Origin of the sequence: Exiguobacterium aestuarii (assembly GCF_020171655.1) — a bacterium.
Classification (GTDB): Bacteria; Bacillota; Bacilli; order Exiguobacteriales; family Exiguobacteriaceae; genus Exiguobacterium; species Exiguobacterium aestuarii_A.
Genome location: NZ_JAIVAC010000001.1, coordinates 1,927,647 through 1,945,906, shown reverse-complemented (window position 1 = coordinate 1,945,906; position 18,260 = coordinate 1,927,647). Strand labels below are relative to the sequence as shown.

The following is an 18,260-nucleotide window of genomic DNA, read 5'->3' as shown; positions in this document are numbered from 1 at the left end:
CGCTCGAGTGTATGCGCCTATTCGAAGAAAATCATGTATATCAGTCGTGGATGAGACCAAAAGCAAGAGAAGAGGCAATCGTGCAAGGAAGCTGTTATCGTTTCACCGTATTGACGAGTCAGTTGATTCGGATGGAGTACGCGGAGGACGGGATTTTTGAAGACCGTGCCACCCAAGTGGCGTGGAATCGAGAATTTGACGTTCCACAATTCCGAGTGATCGAAGATGAGGCAGAGCTCCAAATCATCACGGAACACGTTCACTTATACTATACGAAAGGACCGTTCGCACCGAACACGCTCTATGTGGACGTGAAAGGGAACTTCAGTACGTATTACAGCCGCTACATGTTCAACGGTCCAGAGCGGACACTGAAAGGGACGGCGCGGACGCTCGACCATGTGGACGGGGCGACGGAGTTAGAAGAAGGGATTCTCTCTAAGCAAGGGTATGCGATCATTGATGATTCGTCCTCGTTTTTGATGACGGATGATCGCTTCGTCGAGCCGAGACGAAAAGGAATTCATGATATTTACTACTTCGGATATGGCCATGACTATAAACAGGCACTTCGAGATTTTTACACGTTGACGGGCCCGACGCCGATGCTTCCTCGTAAAGCGCTCGGAAACTGGTGGAGTCGCTACTGGCGATACGACGAAAAAGAGTATAAGGCGTTGATGCGCCGCTTCAAATCCGAAGACGTCCCGTTCTCGGTCAGCGTTATCGATATGGACTGGCACGTGACAGATATCCCGGAAGAGTATGGGAGTGGCTGGACGGGCTATTCGTGGAATAAAAACTTATTCCCTGAACCGAAGCGATTCCTCAAATGGTTAAAAGATGAAGGGATGATGGTGACATTGAACCTGCACCCCGCCGACGGGGTCCGTGCGTTTGAAGACCAGTATGCGGCGATGGCTGAGGCGATGGGCGTCGATCCGGAATCGGGTGACCGAATCCCTTTCGATTTTTCGGACAAGCGATTCATTCAAGCGTATTTCGAACAGATGCATCACCCGCATGAAGCGGATGGCGTTGATTTTTGGTGGATCGACTGGCAACAAGGGTCGACGTCAAAGATGGAAGGACTCGATCCGTTATGGATGTTGAATCATTATCACGCCATCGACATCGCTCGTGACGGCAAACGCCCCCTCATTTTTTCTCGTTACGCAGGACCAGGGAGCCACCGTTACCCGGTCGGCTTCTCAGGGGACACGATCATCTCGTGGGCATCGCTCGCATTCCAGCCGTATTTCACGGCAACAGCGACGAACATTGGTTATGGATGGTGGAGTCATGACATCGGAGGGCATCATCGTGGTAAAAAAGACGATGAGCTCGCGGCGCGTTGGGTCGCATACGGAGTGTTCAGTCCAATCATGCGTCTCCACTCGACGTTCAGCACGTTCAACGGAAAAGAGCCTTGGCGTTTCGGAATCGAAGCCGAACAGTCGATGAAGCGATTCTTACGCCTGCGTCATCAGCTCATCCCTTATTTGTATACGATGAACTATCGGAATCATGCCGAAGCATTGCCACTCGTGTTACCGATGTATATCGAACATCCCGATGATGAAGCGGCTTATCAGGTGCCGAATCAGTTTTATTTTGGAAGTGAACTCATCGTCTCCCCGATTGTCACACCGATGGACCGACAGCTTCATGTCGCGGGTGCGAACGTGTGGTTGCCGAAAGGGCAATGGTTCGATTTCTTCACGGGTCATCGTTATGAAGGCGACAAGTCGATTCGTGTGTTCCGTGGACTCGAAGGGCAACCGGTCTTCGCCAAAGCGGGTGCCATCATTCCAATGATGCCGCATGAACCGCATACGAACGAAACAGGGAACCCGAGCGAGCTAGAAGTACTCGTCTTTCCAGGTGCCTCGAACACGTTCACGATGTACGAAGATGATGGGGAAAGCCGTGATTATGAGACGGGGGCGTCACTCGAAACGACGTTCACGCTCGATTGGGAAACGCGTACGCTTCACATCGAGACGTCAGGTGATTTGACACTCGTCCCGGCGAATCGGACGTTGACGATTCTTGTCCGCGGGGTCGTCGGAGAAGGGGACTATGATGCGGAGACGCAGACGTTACACATCCCACTCGGTGAATGGAAACGGGAGCAGACCGTGACGCTTCCGGTCGATCTGACACAAAACGCACATCGACTCGACCGTCTCTATCGCTTCTTAGATCGCGCCGAAATCGCTTATGACTTAAAAGATCGTTTATATCAGATGGCGACCACGAAGACACTTCTCGAGGCATGGTTGTTTGACCTCCATGCGTTAGAGCTCGATCGTGATTTACAGGACGCCCTATTGGAACTGATGTTGGACTAAAAAAGGGGGGGAGACCCCCTTTTGTCATGTCAGAAAACTGTCGGATTTAGAAAGCGCTTTCAATAAAAATCCCACTATACTGAAGATAGAAGAATAGAAATGAGGGGATGAACATGCGACACATGTGGACGATTGACGATTTACGGCAGTTGACGCTGTTTGCGACATGTCCAAGTCGAGCACTTGAACAGTTGATTCCGCACGTCTATTGCCGGACGTATCGGAAAGGACAACTATTGTTCATGGAAGGGGATCCGCGCGAGCGTGTGTATTTCTTGATGAACGGTTATATCAAACTCGAGCGGATGAACGAGAATGCGACCCATCATTACGCCGATTACGTGAAACCGAAACAATTTTTCCCATACAACGGTTTATTCACAGGGGAAGACTATCGTCATACGGCTGAAGCGGTGACGGATATTGAGGTCATCTACATCCCGACAGATCGCTTTGAGCGGTTCGTGTCCACGCAGTCGAGCATGCTGCTCTATATCATTGGCCAGATGAATCGTATTCTTGATTTGCATGAAAGGCGTGTCCAAGAAATCATCACGCCGAGTGCGAAAGAGCGTGTCATCAATACGCTCCATTTCTTAATTGAAGATTTAGGGGAACCGGACGAACAAGGTGTTCGCGTCCGATGCCCATTCACCGCAATCGAACTTTCTCGTCTGTCCGGTACGTCCCGGGAGACGGTTTCGACGATTTTAGCGAAGCTTCGAAAAGAAGATGTGCTTCGCATCGACGCCCATCAACTTGTCATCGGTCACCCCGAATATTTTGAACAAGACATCGACTGACGCCACTCGGATGAGGGCGTCTTTTACATGTTCGAACGAGCGGGGCGTTCGCTTCAAAACGTGGCATATTGTATAATTAGTGATGAATCTCACAAAGCAATGGAATTGTAAATAGAGAAAGGATGAATGCAGTGAAACGACTGCAAGCCCTTGCTTTCGCCGAAAGGGGTCACATCATCGGACTCGTGTTATCCGCGGTCATGATTGGACTATCGATTTTGGCGCAAGCGTATTTAATCGTCGACATCGTCGACCGAATCTTTTTAAAGGATGAATCATTCGAAGCCATCCTTCCGGCTTTACTATGGCTCGTCGTTGCTTTACTGGCACGAGCGCTTTTTGGATACGTGTCGGGACGCATCGGTGCGAGTTTATCCGAAAAGGCGAAACAGACGTTACGCCTTCAACTGTTGGAGCGGTACGCCACGAGTCCGGTCGAGTCATCTTTGACAGGACAATCAGGTAAAAAGGTCAGTGTGTTCATGGATGCTGTCGACGAGGTGGACGCCTACTTCAGTCAATATTGGCCGCAAGTCATCCAAACGTCGATCATCCCGCTCCTCATTTTGGTCGTCGTCTTCAGCCAACACTGGATTTCAGGAGTCATCATGATGGTCACGGCACCGTTCATTCCGCTGTTCTTCATCATCATCGGGATTGCGACTCAGAAAAAATCAGAAGAACAGATGGAGAAGATGAATCAGTTTTCCGGTAAGTTTTTAGATGTCTTACAAGGATTGACGACGCTCAAGCTTTACAATCGCACGGAGCAAGAAGCGAAGGCGATTGAGAAGAGTAGTCTCGACTTTCGGGATGCGACGATGGTCGTTTTGAAGACGGCGTTCTTATCAGGACTTATGCTCGAGTTCATCTCGATGCTCAGTACCGGAGTCGTCGCGTTAGAAGTCGCCTTACAGATGGTCGTGTGGCAGAACCTCACGTTCTTCTCTGGCTTTTTGATTCTCGTGTTAGCGCCAGAGTATTATTTGGCGATTAAAGATTTAGGAAGTGCCTTCCATACGGGACGTGGAAGTATGGGTGCGGCCGACCGAATCTTTGAGGTATTAGACGCCCCCGATGACCGCATCGAATGGGGAACGAAGTCACTTGGTTCACGAACACCAAACCTTGAACTCGAAGACGTCTCCTTCGAATATGCAGGCGGACGCTTTGCGCTTAAACCGTTGAGCGGTAGGATTCCGTCCGGCACTCACCTGGCCTTGGTCGGTGCGAGTGGTTCCGGGAAGACGACAGTACTGAATGTCATCTCCGGACTGCTACAGGTGAAATCGGGACGTGTCCTCGTGGATGGTGAACCTCTTCAGTCGTTTGACGAGTCTGCCTGGTACGGAAATATTGCCTATATCTCACAAAACCCTTATCTATTCGCCGGCACACTTGCCGATAACATCGCCTTAGGCGAAGAAGCCGATGAGCTTGCGTTACGGGAAGCAGCCGATGCGGCAGGACTGTCTGAGGTGATCGATCAATTACCGAACGGGATCTGGACGGAGCTTGGAGAAGGTGGATTTGGTCTATCGGGTGGAGAACGACAACGTCTCGCACTCGCCCGTGCCTTCTTTAAACGACCTGGTATCCTCTTATTCGATGAGCCGACGACCGGTCTCGATTTGAAGACCGAGCAGATTGTGAGACGTTCGATTGCTGAGTTGTCGAAAGAGGCAACGTTGATCACGGTGGCTCATCGCCTGCATACAATCAAAGAGGCGGATACCATCTGGTTTATGGAGGACGGACAACGGATTGCCGAAGGAACACATGACGCGTTGCTCGCCGTCCCGGAGTATGCGGAACTGTTTGCGCTTCAGAAAAGGGTGAGCCGATGAACTCGCTTTGGACGATTACAAAATGGATGATGCGCGAGAAGAGAGATATCCTTCTCTCCATCTTCTTTGGATATGCAGCTGGGATTGCGGCGGTCGCCCTGTTTGCAGCAAGCGGATACCTCGTCTCAAGGGCGGGGCTTGTTCCACCACTGTATGCGCTCATGGTACCCGTCGTTCTCATCAAACTATTCGGGGTCATTCGGGCAGGAAGTCGTTATCGGGAGCGCCTCGCGTCACACCGGGCGACGTTTACAATATTAAGCGAGCTACGTGTCCGCTTTTATCGACAACTTGAACCGCTCGTCCCATCGATTTTTGCGAAATATCGGAGTGGGGATTTGCTTGCACGTGTCGTCGGAGATGTGGAGAGCCTACAAAACTATTTTCTTCGCGTATTCTATCCGCCGATCATACTCGTGCTCGTGTTCTTGAGTACGATCTTCTTTGTGACATTCTTCTCGTTCGCGGTCAGTCTATGGATCTTACTCGGTGTGCTCGTCACCGGATTTTTGATCCCACTCGGATTTGCTCGGATTCGCGCTCGTCATGACGAGACGATTCGTGCATTGCGCGGGGATGTATCGATTCAGTTGACCGAGATGATGTACGGATATCGAGATTTAAAACTACATCATCAACTCGATCGTACGAAGCAAGCCGTCTATGCGCGTAGCGAACGCTACATGGAAGCGGAGCGGAAAGATACGACGAACCAATTTTTCAACTCCGCGCTCGTCGTCGCCGCCTCTTTACTCGTTTCATGGGGCGTCTTGGCAATCGGTGCCTATCAAGTCGTAGATGGAGATTTGAACGGGCTCTTCTTGGCGATGCTTATCATGATGTCGCTCACAGCGTTTGAGAACACGACACCGATGGCTGTGTTCCCGGGACACTTTGCAGACAGCAAACAAGCCGCTGATCGATTGTTTGAAGTGATGGAGCCGAGCGAAACGATTGAGGCGCTCGAAGCGAAACGTCAGGATGTGACGTTCACGGCATCGCCATCCATCTCATTTGAGCATGTTCGCTATCGCTATCCGGATACGTATCGGGACGTGATTGACGATGTGTCGTTACACATCCCGAGTGGTTCGAAGACGGTCATCGTCGGACCGAGCGGCTCCGGGAAGTCGACGTTGCTCCAACTGTTGTTGGCATTTGTCCGGACAGAAGACGGGACGATCCGACTCGATCAAGACAACTTGAATGACATGAAACAGACTTCGATCTGGCAACATGCGAGTGTCGTCTTGCAAGACAATCACTTCTTTTACGGGACCGTACGGGAGAACCTGGCACTAGCCGGTGACTTTACCGATGAGGAGATGCTTGTGGCGCTCGAACGTGTCCGTTTATCGTTTTCACTCGATGAGCCGGTCCTTGAAAAAGGGGCGAACTTGTCAGGTGGGGAACGTCAACGGTTAGCGATTGCGCGAGCCCTTCTTAAAAACGGGCTGATCTGGTTGCTTGATGAACCTACTTCTGCGCTTGATGCAGGAACGGAAGCGCATGTCTTTTCTGAACTGTTGCATCAAGCAGGATCAGGGACGCTAATCCTTGTCAGTCACCGCTTGACGGGACTCGAAGCCTTTGACCAAATCATCGTGATGGAAGCTGGACGAATCGTCGAAACTGGATCTTATGAGGAATTGATGATGAAACGTGGTATGTTTTACGAATTGAAACAAATCGAACAAGAAGTGTTCGCATAACAAAAAGACGAGCAGCCCCGTCGGTGGGCTGCTCGTCTTGTTTTTGGCAAATATGGGTGCAACAAATGGGGGTTGTCGCAGCAATGCTTTCAAAAAGAGTGTCGTGGAGGGGAATCCACGTGACGTGATGTGTTTGGGGAACGTGCACGTCAAGCTTTTAGGAAGCTACATCTAGAGTATAGTTGATAACGATTCTCATTGTCAATGAGAATTGCGAAAAAAATATCCATACGTGCGAACACGTATGGATAGGATCTCGAATTAGTTCGAGGCCACGCCTTTTTGAACCGTGAATCGAATGAGACTGAACAAGTATCTCGTGAAGAAGAGCGCGAACGCATAAAATAGCGCGATGAACGGTGACTGGAGGTCGATCCCAGGAATGTTCATCAAAAACTCTAAGACGAGAATCGATAGCAAGAATACGTAAAGAGCAGCGTCTAAATAAAGTGGCATGAGACGACCCCGCTGATGCCAAAACGTACGAATCAGTGGTGCGACGGTCATTCCGATAATCCGTTCAGCAAAACCGATACTGAGCACGGCAATCAAGAATGAGGGGACGGTGTTAAATGCCACTAAATCTGAGAATACGAATCCTGAAATGAGTAAGAGTGGGCCGATGACAATCATCATCGAGAGCGACGTACGGAAAAAGATCCATAAGTTTTGTTGAATCGAACGAATTCCCCCGAGTGCCGATTGTTGAAGCGTCTTCCCACGTTTATAGTCAATCGCGAACGAGCTGATAAACATAATTCCAAACAAAGATAACAAAACTGACATGAACGATGTTTCCCCTTTTCTGAATAAATCCTGATGTACCAACCTGAACCAAAGTCTAGCCTAGTTTAACGATTCGTTTCGAGAAAGTAAAGCGAGAAAACATGCTCAAGTGTGAAGTGTTCAATCCTTTAAGAAGCGAGGATGAATCGATTTCGTCCAGACTCTTTTGCGTGATATAACGCTTCGTCTGCGTGCTTCAACACACTATCGATTTCAATGTCGTTCGAATGGCAGGCTCCCAGCGAAACGGTGATGTGTAGCGTACCTGCGCTCGTTTCAAACGGGAACGTCGAAACCTTTTCTCGGATAGATTCTGCGAGGCGAGACACTTCATCCCGCGTAGCGTGAGGCATGACGATTAAAAATTCTTCTCCACCGAAGCGACCGACCAGATGCCGTTCTTCACTTTCGTTGACGAGAAGCATACCGAGTTCACGTAACACGTCATCGCCGACGTCGTGCCCATACGTGTCATTCACCCGCTTGAAGTGATCAATATCGACTAAGATTAACGCATATTCTTCTGCCTCGACCGTCAAGTTAGCCATCGCTTCATTCAACAAACGACGGTTGGCAATTCCGGTGAGCGCATCAGTACGCGCAAGCTGTTGTTGATGTTGGACGTTCTCAAAGTGACGGCGTAATTCGAGCAATAATCGATAGGCAGCACAGGCTCCTATATAAGACATTAACGAGTAGATGATTATGACGGGATAGAACAGATTGAGAGGTAGCGCGGCATAGATGGCTGCCCCAAAGATGACGATGTTGATTATAGTGAATACAATTAGTGTCGGACGTGTATTATCCATTCGTTTTCTAAGGATACTGATGGTCCCTACGAGAACGAACATTGTCGCAAATGCTAAATACAGTCCAATCATTGCGCCATCTGTATACCATACGACGAAAGTACGTCCAATCAGATAAACGATACCGGCGACCGTTCCGCTCACCCAACCTCCGTATAGGACAGCGAGTATAATCGGGATGGCGCGTAAATCAATGAGCACCCCTTCAAGAGGTAAGGCGTTTACTAAAAGCAGGATAGCAATCAAGCCGGTTTGCACACCGAGTAAAACTCGCCCTTTTAAAGGGGATTGCGGTGTCAAACGAGGGCGGTTGCGGAACGGTAAAAAGGAAATCGTGAAGAGCGTGAACAAGATACACAGGTTGATAAAGAATGCGTTAACGATTGCGAGCATCGAAGCTCCCCCTTACCCTGTATGGAAATATTTAGTTATAGTATAAATCATCTTGTCGGAAACAGGTAGGATTAACCTGCGACCAAAAATATAAGTTCTTCTGATTTAGAATTCAAGTCCAACTCCAATCATTCCTTTTCGGTTTCACAGACATGTTTCAACTTTTAGAACTTTCGTTATCGAAAATCGAAAGTTTGGTATGATAAGAGAAAAGGAGGACTGTCCGTGCGTTACTGGGATCATTTTAAGCGAGCGTTTATTCCGATTGCGCTCATTTTGATTGGATTAGCGATCTTTTATACTTTATCGGCTAGAGATAACATGGTGTTGACGCTTTTAGGGGCTGCGATTGTAGGAGTCATCTTATTTTTAGTGATGCGTCATGTGAACCAAGTCGAAGAAGACTAAAACGAGAACACATTTTGTGGTTCTCGTTTTTTGTTGTCTTGCGACTTTTTTGGGTACACTACAAAGTAAGGAGGGATTTTTTATGGCAAAAGCTACATTTGCGGGAGGCTGTTTTTGGTGCATGGTCAAACCGTTTCATAAATATGAGGGGGTCGAACGTGTCATTTCCGGCTACACGGGAGGACATGTCGACAACCCGACGTATCAACAAGTCTGTTCAGAGACGACGGGACATTTAGAGGCGGTCGAAATCACGTTCGATCCTGAGGTCATCTCGTATGAGGAGTTGCTTCGCATCTATTGGCGTCAAATCGACCCGACAGACGGCGGTGGACAATTTAATGATCGAGGCGAATCGTATCGTCCGGCAATTTTCTATCATTCAGAAGAACAACGGGACGCAGCGGAGCGCTCGAAACAAGAAGTAGAAGACTCAGGACGGTTTGATCGTCCGATTGAAGTCGACATTCGCCCTGCGAAAACGTTCTGGGAAGCGGAAGATTACCACCAGGACTACTATAAAAAGAATCCGTTCCGCTACGAAATGTACCGGGTCGGCTCGGGTCGAGCGAAATTCGTAAAAGAAGCATGGAGTGATCGGAAGAAGCAACAGGCACTCCGTGAGCGCTTGACGCCGATGCAATATAAAGTCACACAAGAAAACGGAACAGAGCCGCCGTTTAAAAACGAATACTGGGACGAAGAACGTGAAGGATTATACGTCGACATCGTTGATGGAACGCCACTGTTCACGTCTCACGATAAGTTCCAGTCAAACTGTGGATGGCCGAGCTTCTCGCGTCCAATCGAGGAGAAACGGGTCGACTTGAACATGGACACGACGCACCACATGGTCCGGACAGAAGTCCGTTCAAAACAAGGTGACAGTCACCTCGGTCACGTCTTTGATGATGGACCGAAAGAACTCGGTGGTTTACGCTATTGCATCAACTCGGCCGCTCTCCGATTCATTCCTGTAGAAGAGCTTGAAGAAGCTGGGTACGGGGAATATAAACACTTATTCAACAAGTGAAGGGGAGAGTCGTATGTTCACAGCCGTCAAACAACAAATTCGGTGCGAAACGATTGGGACCGTCCTTGATTTTTACGACCAGTCGATTCGACATCTTTCGGAAGAAGCGAGACAAGAGAAGTACGCCAAAATGAGTTCGAGCCCGTTCTCGTTCTTTCGAGGGAGCTCACACTTGTTCTATTACGACTTTGCGAAAGTCCCCATCGCGTTTGACACAGGTCCCGACCACCCGACGTTCATTCAAGGAGACTTGCACTTTGAGAATTTTGGTGTGTTCGAGGATGGGGCTGGTACAATCATTTACGACGTAAACGACTTTGACGAGGCGTATATCGGTTCCTATCTGTTCGACTTGTTGCGGATGGCAGTCTCTGTCGATTTATTCGCGGCCGAATCAGGGTTTGACGGCAAAGCGGCCATCGAGGCATTTGCACGCTCGTATGCGGAGGCGATTGAGAAGCATGCGAAAGGGAAAAGTGAACATATTCAATTTACAAAAGAGAATACGTGTAAAGCCGTGAAGAAAGTCATTAAAAAAGCGGAGAAGAAGAAAGACGAATTTATGTCCGAACGGACGGAAGTACGGGACGAGGAACGTTACTTTTCAACAAGTGACGACTTGCTTTCCGTTTCGCCTGAAGTACGAGATAAAATCGAGGCGGGTTGGGGAGATTATTTATCTTCCTTGTCGGATGAGCATCGACATCACGCCGATCATTATGAAATCAAAGACATCGCCATCAAGCTGCAAAGCGGCACGGCCTCCATCGGTCTAGAGCGTTATTACATTTTGATTGAAGGGGCCGACAAAGAGCACGATGAAGATGTCATTTTAGAGATGAAACAGGCACAGTCGGCCGTTCCGTCGCTATTTCTGCCGACGCATCCGCTATTTGAGAATGGATTGTCGCACCAAGGGGCGCGTGTCGTTGCTGCGCAGCGGGCAATGGTTCACAGTCGTGACCCTTATCTCGGCTATTTGACGATTGATGGGAAAGAGTACTATGTCAGGCAGCGTTCGCCGTACAAACGAAAAGTGAAGGCGAAGCATATGAAAGACGAGACGTCACTCATTGAGACGTTGAAGGTGCAAGCACAAATCACAGCGAAAATTCACGCACGGGCCGATGCGACGTCTAACGTGCTAGATTATACGGCGAGTGAACGAATTGCGGCGGCAATCGGGGACTCCCCATCGTTATTCATTCGGCAGTTGTCGAGATGGGCCAATTTTTATGCAAATCAAGTTCGCTTTGATTACGATGCCTTTTTGAACTGGGTCGAATCAAGGAAACGTTGAGGACACTTGCGAATCGAAGGGGAAATCCTGCACAATGGAAGCGTAAAGGATGTGTAAGGATCATGATTACAGAACAACAAGTCATCGCCCAGATGCGTCAGGTGATGACACAAATTGAGTCGTCGACGGGCGAAGTACAAAAGCGTCATTTGGCCAAGTTGATGGGCTTTTGCGAACTACTATTAGCGGAGACGTCTGAAGGGAAACCTGTCAGCGCGCAACAAATGACGACACCGCCGAGTGAGGGAAAACCTCCGCTTGATCGTCAGATGGCCGCTTTTCTCGGGATTCCTATGGAAGAAGACGAACCACCCAAATCCGATTCATTGCTCGATTTTTGAACCACATGTGATACACATGTGGTTTTTTTGTGGATTCACATTCATTGACTTAAATACCATAGGGGGTATAATGAGTGTAAGAAATGAAAAGCAAATGGAGGCGTGAATATGTTGGACTTTCTTTTTGTGGCGGTCATCATTGGAATCGTGTATTTTTGGTGGAGTCGCCGAAACAATGTTAAAACGGTCTCAACGGATGATTTGAAGCGTAGAATCGCAGAAGAGCGGAACATTCAATTGTTGGATGTACGTGAGCCGCATGAATACCGTGGGGGACACATTAAACAAGCGAAAAACGTCCCACTTTCTGGTTTCGGGAACGCACAAGCGAAATATCCGAAAGAAAAAGAGCGTCCCGTCTACGTGATCTGTCAAAGTGGCATGCGTAGCCAACGCGCTGCAGCGATGCTCAAGAGTGCCGGATATACCGACGTCTATTCTGTAAAAGGCGGAATGAACTTCTGGCGTGGATAATAGATGCGACTGAACGAATCGGTTCAGTCGTTTTTTTGTCACCACGTTTTCTCTTTTGCATTTTCGGGGATTCTGCTACGGTAAGGGAAGCGATTGAAAGAGAGGGGATTAATCCAATGGCAGTGATTTTATTTGATATCGATGGCACGTTAGTAGATACGACTGGACCGATGACGCAGGCGATTCATGAGGCGCTCAAGGAACTTCCTCACCTTCCGAAACCGAGTGAAGAGGCGGTCCGTTCAGGATATGGCTTGGCAGGTAACGCATTTTGGGAGCATGTCATCCCGGAAGCGACGCTCGAAGAGATTCGTCTCATTCGTAGATTACGTCACACGACGCTCGAAAAGACGATGGAAGGACAAAACGTCCTATTCGATGGCATTCGTGACATGTTGGAGACGCTTCACGAACAAGGTCATACGTTGACGACGGCGAGCAACTGCGGTGTTCATTACATGAACTTGATTTTAGATACGCAACAGATTCGCTCCTACATGACAGCACCGGAATGCTTGGAGTCTGTCAGTGGCGAAAAGAAAGCGGACATTCTGACAGCACACCGTGTCCGTCACGGTGAGGCGGACTATATAATGGTCGGCGATCGCAAATCAGATGTCGAAGCAGCACGGGCACACGACTTCCCGGTCGTTTTGACAGGGTTCGGATTCGGAAATGAAGAAGAGTGGGCGCTTGCGGATCACGTCATCCAATCGCCGAACGATCTAGTTGAATGGGTCAACCGATAAGAAAGGGCTTGTCGCACATGTCGACAAGCCTTTTTGTGTGCCTATTCTTACAACCCGAGCGAGATGTATTTGACTTCTAAAAATTCTTCGATGCCGTGATGGCCACCTTCACGCCCGAGTCCACTTTCTTTCCAACCACCGAACGGCGCTTGAGGAGTTGAAGGAAGACCGTCGTTCACACCGACGATTCCATACTCTAACGACTCCGCTAAATAGACGGCTTCGTTGATGTCTTGCGTGAACAGATAGGCGGCTAATCCGAACGGTGTATTGTTCGCCCGTTTGATCACTTCGTCGAGTGAATCGAATGTCGCAATCGGTGCGACCGGTCCGAATGTTTCTTCGTTCATGCAGAGCATGTCTTCATTCGCATAACGGATGACTGCTGGACGGATGAAGAGGCCATCTAATACTTCGCCACCATACACTTCACCGCCGCGAATTTGAGCGTCCTCGATATGCTTTTCGACTTTACTGAGTGCATCATCATCAATGAGCGGACCGATGTCGACACCTTCCTCTAGACCGTTCCCGACTTTCAGCGCTTCGACCTCTTTGATGAAACGCTCCGAGAATTCATCGACGACGGCACGTTCGACATAAATCCGGTTCGCACAGACGCATGTCTGTCCGCCATTACGGAACTTCGTGGCGACCGCTTGCGGGACGGCTTTATCTAAGTCAGCTTTGGCCGTGACGATGAGCGGAGCGTGCCCTCCGAGTTCGAGCGAAATCTTTTTCATCGTATCCGCCGCGTCACGCATCAGCATTTTCCCGACTTCCGTTGATCCTGTGAACGTCAATTTGCGGACGCGTTTATCTTGTTGCCACGCTTTGACGATATCTGATGCCTGTCCTGTGACAAGGTTGATGACCCCTTTTGGGAATCCTGCTTTCTCCGCTAATTTAACTAGTTCGATGGCAGTCAACGGTGTCGCTGATGCAGGTTTCATAACGACTGTACAACCCGCGGCAAGCGCAGGTGCCACTTTTCGCGTAATCATGGCAGCCGGGAAGTTCCAAGGTGTGATGGCGGCGATGACGCCGACCGGTTGCTTGATGGCGAAGATTCGCTTCTTGTTCGAAGAGGCGGGAATCGTCTCTCCATACACGCGTCGTCCTTCTGCTGCATACCAGTCGATAAAGCCGTTCGCATAGTTGATTTCACCGATGGCTTCTTTCAGTGGCTTTCCTTGTTCCTCGACCATCGTCCGGGCAAGTTCTTCTGTATGTTCTGCGATCAAACGATGCCACTCATTCAGTAGAGCCCCTCGTTCGTCCGCGGTCTTTTGTTGCCATTCCTGTAACGCCTCATGCGCCGCATCGACAGCTTGTGTCGCTTCGGCGGTATCACTTTTCGTCACAACGGCCATCACATTTCCGGTGGCCGGATTTCGTACCTCAATCGTCTGTTCCGTCTCTGTCCATTCCCCGTTAATGAAGTTTTTCTCTTCTCGCATCTTGATTTCCCCTTTCCAAAAAGTGCACAGTTAATTAGAGGATACCCGTTTTTCTGAAACGCACACAATTTTCCAAGAAAATGAGGGGATACCATGTGGATCATTATCGTTGGTTATCTAGTCGGGAGTCTGCTCGGGGGAAGACTTTACGGGTTGTTAAGTGGTCATGATTTAGCGACATCTGGTTCAAACAACACCGGTGCCCGCAATGCGCATCGCATCGGAGGGGTGAAGGCGTTTCTGATCGTATATGGATTTGACGTGTTGAAAACGATTCTTGTCTTACAGGTGAGCGGACCGTTTTTTTGGCAGACGGCACTCGCACTCACGCTCGGTCATATTTATCCGTTTTGGCGAATCCGCGCAGGCGGGAAGGGATATGCCGTTTTTTCTGGAATCATATGGGCATACGACCCGTGGTGGTTTATCGGTGGTCTCCTGATCTTATTACTTTTGATCAAAATGACGGGCAATTCGCGTGAGACCGGGCTCATCATGCTCGTCTTACTTCCGTTGGCTACACTCGGAAGTATCGGGGATTTCATCTGGGCCACGCTCATTGCCATCGTGATTGTCTATCATCATGTGAAGGAGGGGAAAGCATGATTGTTTATCGAAAAGCCAGTTCATCTGATTTTGACGCCATTCATCGATTAAATTACGAAACGTTCGTCGAAGAGATTCCGCAACATCCGCCGAATCTAGAACGTCGACTCGTCGACAAATTTCATGAAGAGAATACATATTGGATCGGGGAAGTGAATGGTGAAGTGGTCGCCATGTGTGCGCTACGTGGTGAACGACCTTTTTCGTTAGAACAAAAAGGGGTGTGTATTCCTGACGGGGATTGGCTCGAGATTCGTCTGCTCGCTGTGAAGAAAGCGTATCGGCGCAATCGTACGTTCGCCGGATTGATGCGAGCAGTCATTGGAGATGCGACAGAACGTGAAGTCGACGGTATCGTCATCAGCGGGACGACGCGTGAACAAGTGCTCTATCGCCGATTCGGATTTGTCCCATTTGCGGATCCAATCGGTCCTGAGGAAGCGCGATATGTGCCGATGGTGTTAACGCGTTCAGCATTTTATGAATCAAAGTCAGCATCGACGCTTCGGCCAAAGAGTTTGCTCGCAGGTCCTGTCGAATGCTCGGAGCGTGTAAGGGCGAGACTCTCGAGACAGCCGCTCCCACACCGTTCAAACGAGACGAGCCGCATGCTTGAATCCGTTCAGCAACAATTGACGAAACGAATCGGACTTCCTTATGTCTACACGCTTTTAGGAAGCGGCACGGTGGCCAATGATGCGGTCGCTTCACGTTTGAATGGACACGGTGTCATTTTATGCGCCGGCGAATTCGGAGAACGTCTTATGGATCATGCATCTCGCGTCAGTCTCTCGTTTGACGTCATTCAAGCGGACCGGAAAGGGAAGTGGGATGTTTCTGAACTTGAACGCATTAAGCCAGACTGGGTGTGGACGGTTCATTGTGAGACATCCTTAGGAATTTTAATCGATCTCACCCCACTTCATGCGTGGCAAGGTGTCGTTGTCGTCGATGCGATTAGTGCTGTTGGGACACTCGTTTATGACTATTCCTTTGCTGATTTTGTGACCTTCTCCTCAGGAAAGGCGCTACGGAACGTCCCAGGTCTCGCGTTTGTTGCCATGAGAGAGCGAGCAGAAGCGTTACGAGACGTGCCTCGCTACTTTGACTTATCCCTCTATCAACCGATTGCTTTCACCCAATCCGAACCGCTCCTTTCGGCGATGGATGTCGCATTAGAAGAATTGACGGAAGAGGAAGTCGCGTCGCACGAAGAGAAGATGATCGTCCTGATCAACTCACTCCGTGAGAACGGCTTACAGATCGAGCTGAGTCCCGCCCAGTCCCCCGGTATCATCACGATCCCAGTCCCATTCGGACAGTCTTCAATCGAGCTCGGTCGACAGTTGTCGTATCAAGGTTATCTCGTGCAATATGAGAGTGAATATTTGAAGCGGGCGAACGTCATCCAAGTATCGACGATGGGCTGGACGACACCTCGTATGATGCGTGACGTCGGGACCTATATTGCCGAGTGGATGCAACAAAAAACCGCCACTCCTGAGAGTGACGGTTCGCTCAAACTCGAAAATCCTGACGTGCCAAGTGACGAATTTTTCGTCCGAGGCGTCTCCAATTGAAGTAAGCCAGTACGGAGACGACGCCACCCGACCAGAACAGCCATTCATCCGGTCGAATATAGCCGAGTAGTCCGACGAGCAACCCGAGCAAGATGACGATGGCATTGAACGTCTGGCGGTGCAACAGTTCTTTGGATTCCAAGTTGCGTTGGAACATCGCTTGCTCCGACAGGCGTTTTCGCGTCGGTTCTTTTAAGTAATTGTCGAGAAGCGGCGGGACGTTCAATAATTTCTTCGCATAATTGATTCCGGTCTTCACATATCGGTTTTGAAGCGTTGTCCCGTCTTCCTCGAGCCATTCGATGACAATCGGTTTGCCGAGTGTGAACAGGTCGATTTTCGGGTCGAGAATTTGTAGGATGCCAAGCAAGGTCGAGGCGGCTCGCCCGAAGAAGGCAAATTCCGCCGGGAGTTGAATCGGTTCGTTTTTGACGAGCAACTGAATATCTTGTAACACTTTCTCGATCAACCTTGTATCGACCGTATCGATATCGGTCTCCAAATAAAACGTCACGGCCTTTTCGAGTGCTTGGCGAATGTTTTGTTTGTTCGCCGTCGGTAACAGGAATCGTAAATCTTCGAGTCCATCGACGATGCTGTCATAGTCGAGCGAGATGAACGCCTGTAGAATGTTTCGAATCGTCGCCATGTCATGTGCCGTCGTCTGTCCGACCATACCGAAGTCGAGTAAGATGATGGTGCCGTCTGCCCGGATTTGGACGTTTCCGGGGTGTGGGTCGGCATGGAACTGTCCACCGAACAACAACTGTTCGGCGGCGAGCGTGAACAACCGTTCGGCTAGTGCGGAGCGATCGATGTCATTTTCTTTCAAGAAGGCGAGGTCGGTGATGCGTCGCGCATCGACCCAGTCCATCGTCAAGACACGGTTCGTACAGAGGTGCTCGTGATAATCCGGGATATAAACGTCCGGATTATCAGCATATTTTGCTTTAAAATAGAGAGCATTTTTTAATTCGGTTTGAAAATTTAGTTCATCCCCGATGACAAAAATCATTTGGCGATATAAGCTATCTAAGTCGGTCGATTTAGCGAGGGATGTCCGCTTCAACATCGACGTGACAATTCGCATGGCACGGAAGTCCGTACGAATAATTTTTTCGATATTCGGACGTTGAATTTTGATGGCGACGCGTTTGCCATTTTCAAGCAACGTGGCGCCGTATACTTCCCCAATCGAGGCGGAGGCGACGGCATCGATTCCGACGTCTTTGACGACTTGCGAGTAAGGAACGCCCCATTCAGCCTCTAAAATCGCCCGCGACTTCTCCCAACCCGATGTCGGGACACGGTCGACAAGTTCAGAGAGCTCATTCAGGACGGCGGGTGGCAATAAGTCTGCACGAATGGACAAAAATTGTCCGAGCTTGATCAACAAGCCTTCGAGTCGTAACGCATTTCGCTTATACTCACGCGCGAGCTTGAGCATAAGTGCTTCATATTCTTCTGTCGTGGCGACGCCTTGTTGTTGTTTACGTGAAAAGGCGTATAGCCGAATGATGAATCGGGCGAACATGGTGACGATAATCCATATGCGGAACAAAGCGATACGTTTCATTGTAATACCGACATCCTTTACGACAG

The 18,260-nt window shown here is 49.4% G+C and carries 16 protein-coding genes; 12 read left to right on the top strand and 4 right to left on the bottom strand.

Going from position 1 to position 18,260, the window contains the following annotated elements:
* Positions 1 to 11: 11 nt before the first annotated feature.
* The 4 genes from LCM29_RS10120 (at position 12) to cydC (ending at position 6,716) form a co-directional block, all read left to right on the top strand.
* A complete protein-coding gene (locus LCM29_RS10120; RefSeq protein ID WP_263600797.1) occupies positions 12 to 2,354 on the top strand; it encodes a TIM-barrel domain-containing protein in 2,343 nt (780 codons plus the stop codon).
* Between the two features lie 113 nt (positions 2,355 to 2,467).
* Positions 2,468 to 3,157 (top strand): Crp/Fnr family transcriptional regulator, encoded by a 690-nt coding sequence (locus LCM29_RS10115; protein ID WP_224862479.1) that lies wholly within the window; start codon positions 2,468 to 2,470, stop codon positions 3,155 to 3,157.
* A gap of 122 nt (positions 3,158 to 3,279) precedes the next feature.
* Positions 3,280 to 5,004 (top strand): thiol reductant ABC exporter subunit CydD, encoded by a 1,725-nt coding sequence (gene cydD, locus LCM29_RS10110; protein ID WP_224862477.1) that lies wholly within the window; start codon positions 3,280 to 3,282, stop codon positions 5,002 to 5,004.
* The gene (cydC, locus tag LCM29_RS10105) at positions 5,001 to 6,716 is read left to right on the top strand and encodes a thiol reductant ABC exporter subunit CydC (RefSeq protein ID WP_224862474.1); all 1,716 of its coding nucleotides are present in this window, start codon (positions 5,001 to 5,003) and stop codon (positions 6,714 to 6,716) included. The genes cydD and cydC overlap by 4 nt, the downstream gene beginning before the upstream one ends.
* A gap of 261 nt (positions 6,717 to 6,977) precedes the next feature.
* On the opposite strand, the gene LCM29_RS10100 is transcribed toward cydC, so the two are convergent.
* Positions 6,978 to 7,502: a hypothetical protein gene (locus LCM29_RS10100; RefSeq protein WP_214875030.1), complete on the bottom strand. Its 525-nt coding sequence runs from the start codon at positions 7,500 to 7,502 to the stop codon at positions 6,978 to 6,980.
* 128 nt (positions 7,503 to 7,630) lie between these two features.
* A complete protein-coding gene (locus LCM29_RS10095) occupies positions 7,631 to 8,707 on the bottom strand; it encodes a diguanylate cyclase (protein WP_224862470.1) in 1,077 nt (358 codons plus the stop codon).
* A 225-nt stretch (positions 8,708 to 8,932) separates the two neighbouring features.
* Here LCM29_RS10095 and LCM29_RS10090 point away from each other — a divergent pair, with 225 nt between their 5' ends.
* From LCM29_RS10090 to LCM29_RS10065, 6 genes are all read left to right on the top strand, one after another.
* Complete coding sequence (locus LCM29_RS10090; protein WP_031422036.1) at positions 8,933 to 9,115, top strand: hypothetical protein; 183 nt, start codon at positions 8,933 to 8,935, stop codon at positions 9,113 to 9,115.
* Between the two features lie 82 nt (positions 9,116 to 9,197).
* Positions 9,198 to 10,148, top strand: a complete 951-nt coding sequence (gene msrA / locus LCM29_RS10085; RefSeq protein WP_214784988.1) for a peptide-methionine (S)-S-oxide reductase MsrA — start codon at positions 9,198 to 9,200, stop codon at positions 10,146 to 10,148.
* Between the two features lie 13 nt (positions 10,149 to 10,161).
* On the top strand, positions 10,162 to 11,448 hold the full coding sequence (locus tag LCM29_RS10080) for a DUF2252 domain-containing protein (protein WP_224862467.1): 1,287 nt from the start codon (positions 10,162 to 10,164) through the stop codon (positions 11,446 to 11,448).
* Positions 11,449 to 11,510: 62 nt separating this feature from the next.
* The gene (locus LCM29_RS10075) at positions 11,511 to 11,789 is read left to right on the top strand and encodes a DUF5327 family protein (protein WP_224862465.1); all 279 of its coding nucleotides are present in this window, start codon (positions 11,511 to 11,513) and stop codon (positions 11,787 to 11,789) included.
* A gap of 108 nt (positions 11,790 to 11,897) precedes the next feature.
* Positions 11,898 to 12,263: a rhodanese-like domain-containing protein gene (locus LCM29_RS10070; protein WP_214694813.1), complete on the top strand. Its 366-nt coding sequence runs from the start codon at positions 11,898 to 11,900 to the stop codon at positions 12,261 to 12,263.
* A 116-nt stretch (positions 12,264 to 12,379) separates the two neighbouring features.
* On the top strand, positions 12,380 to 13,012 hold the full coding sequence (locus LCM29_RS10065; protein WP_214744793.1) for an HAD family hydrolase: 633 nt from the start codon (positions 12,380 to 12,382) through the stop codon (positions 13,010 to 13,012).
* Between the two features lie 47 nt (positions 13,013 to 13,059).
* Here the strand turns inward: LCM29_RS10065 and LCM29_RS10060 are convergent, their stop codons facing one another.
* Positions 13,060 to 14,472 carry an NAD-dependent succinate-semialdehyde dehydrogenase gene (locus tag LCM29_RS10060; RefSeq protein ID WP_224862463.1) on the bottom strand — a complete coding sequence of 471 codons (1,413 nt, stop codon included), beginning with the start codon at positions 14,470 to 14,472 and terminating at the stop codon, positions 13,060 to 13,062.
* A gap of 93 nt (positions 14,473 to 14,565) precedes the next feature.
* Between LCM29_RS10060 and LCM29_RS10055 the strand changes: the two genes are divergently transcribed.
* Together LCM29_RS10055 and LCM29_RS10050 are read left to right on the top strand one after the other, a co-directional pair.
* Entirely contained in the window at positions 14,566 to 15,078 is a 513-nt protein-coding gene (locus tag LCM29_RS10055; RefSeq protein ID WP_224862461.1) for a glycerol-3-phosphate acyltransferase, read from the top strand.
* The gene (locus tag LCM29_RS10050) at positions 15,075 to 16,658 is read left to right on the top strand and encodes a GNAT family N-acetyltransferase (protein WP_224862459.1); all 1,584 of its coding nucleotides are present in this window, start codon (positions 15,075 to 15,077) and stop codon (positions 16,656 to 16,658) included. The genes LCM29_RS10055 and LCM29_RS10050 overlap by 4 nt, the downstream gene beginning before the upstream one ends.
* Here the strand turns inward: LCM29_RS10050 and LCM29_RS10045 are convergent.
* A complete protein-coding gene (locus LCM29_RS10045) occupies positions 16,597 to 18,234 on the bottom strand; it encodes an ABC1 kinase family protein (protein ID WP_214744786.1) in 1,638 nt (545 codons plus the stop codon). The two genes, LCM29_RS10050 and LCM29_RS10045, sit on opposite strands and share 62 nt — an antisense overlap.
* Between the last annotated feature and the right edge of the window lie 26 nt (positions 18,235 to 18,260).

Coding starts and splice junctions, on each gene's coding strand:
- LCM29_RS10115 (WP_224862479.1), top strand. CDS start 2,468: ATGCGACACATGTGGACGATTGACGATTTACGGCAGTTGACGCTGTTT.
- LCM29_RS10095 (WP_224862470.1), bottom strand. CDS start 8,707: ATGCTCGCAATCGTTAACGCATTCTTTATCAACCTGTGTATCTTGTTC.
- LCM29_RS10045 (WP_214744786.1), bottom strand. CDS start 18,234: ATGAAACGTATCGCTTTGTTCCGCATATGGATTATCGTCACCATGTTC.
- cydC (WP_224862474.1), top strand. CDS start 5,001: ATGAACTCGCTTTGGACGATTACAAAATGGATGATGCGCGAGAAGAGA.
- LCM29_RS10100 (WP_214875030.1), bottom strand. CDS start 7,502: ATGTCAGTTTTGTTATCTTTGTTTGGAATTATGTTTATCAGCTCGTTC.
- LCM29_RS10075 (WP_224862465.1), top strand. CDS start 11,511: ATGATTACAGAACAACAAGTCATCGCCCAGATGCGTCAGGTGATGACA.
- LCM29_RS10120 (WP_263600797.1), top strand. CDS start 12: ATGCGCCTATTCGAAGAAAATCATGTATATCAGTCGTGGATGAGACCA.
- LCM29_RS10080 (WP_224862467.1), top strand. CDS start 10,162: ATGTTCACAGCCGTCAAACAACAAATTCGGTGCGAAACGATTGGGACC.
- LCM29_RS10060 (WP_224862463.1), bottom strand. CDS start 14,472: ATGCGAGAAGAGAAAAACTTCATTAACGGGGAATGGACAGAGACGGAA.
- LCM29_RS10055 (WP_224862461.1), top strand. CDS start 14,566: ATGTGGATCATTATCGTTGGTTATCTAGTCGGGAGTCTGCTCGGGGGA.
- msrA (WP_214784988.1), top strand. CDS start 9,198: ATGGCAAAAGCTACATTTGCGGGAGGCTGTTTTTGGTGCATGGTCAAA.
- LCM29_RS10070 (WP_214694813.1), top strand. CDS start 11,898: ATGTTGGACTTTCTTTTTGTGGCGGTCATCATTGGAATCGTGTATTTT.
- LCM29_RS10065 (WP_214744793.1), top strand. CDS start 12,380: ATGGCAGTGATTTTATTTGATATCGATGGCACGTTAGTAGATACGACT.
- LCM29_RS10050 (WP_224862459.1), top strand. CDS start 15,075: ATGATTGTTTATCGAAAAGCCAGTTCATCTGATTTTGACGCCATTCAT.
- cydD (WP_224862477.1), top strand. CDS start 3,280: ATGAATGCAGTGAAACGACTGCAAGCCCTTGCTTTCGCCGAAAGGGGT.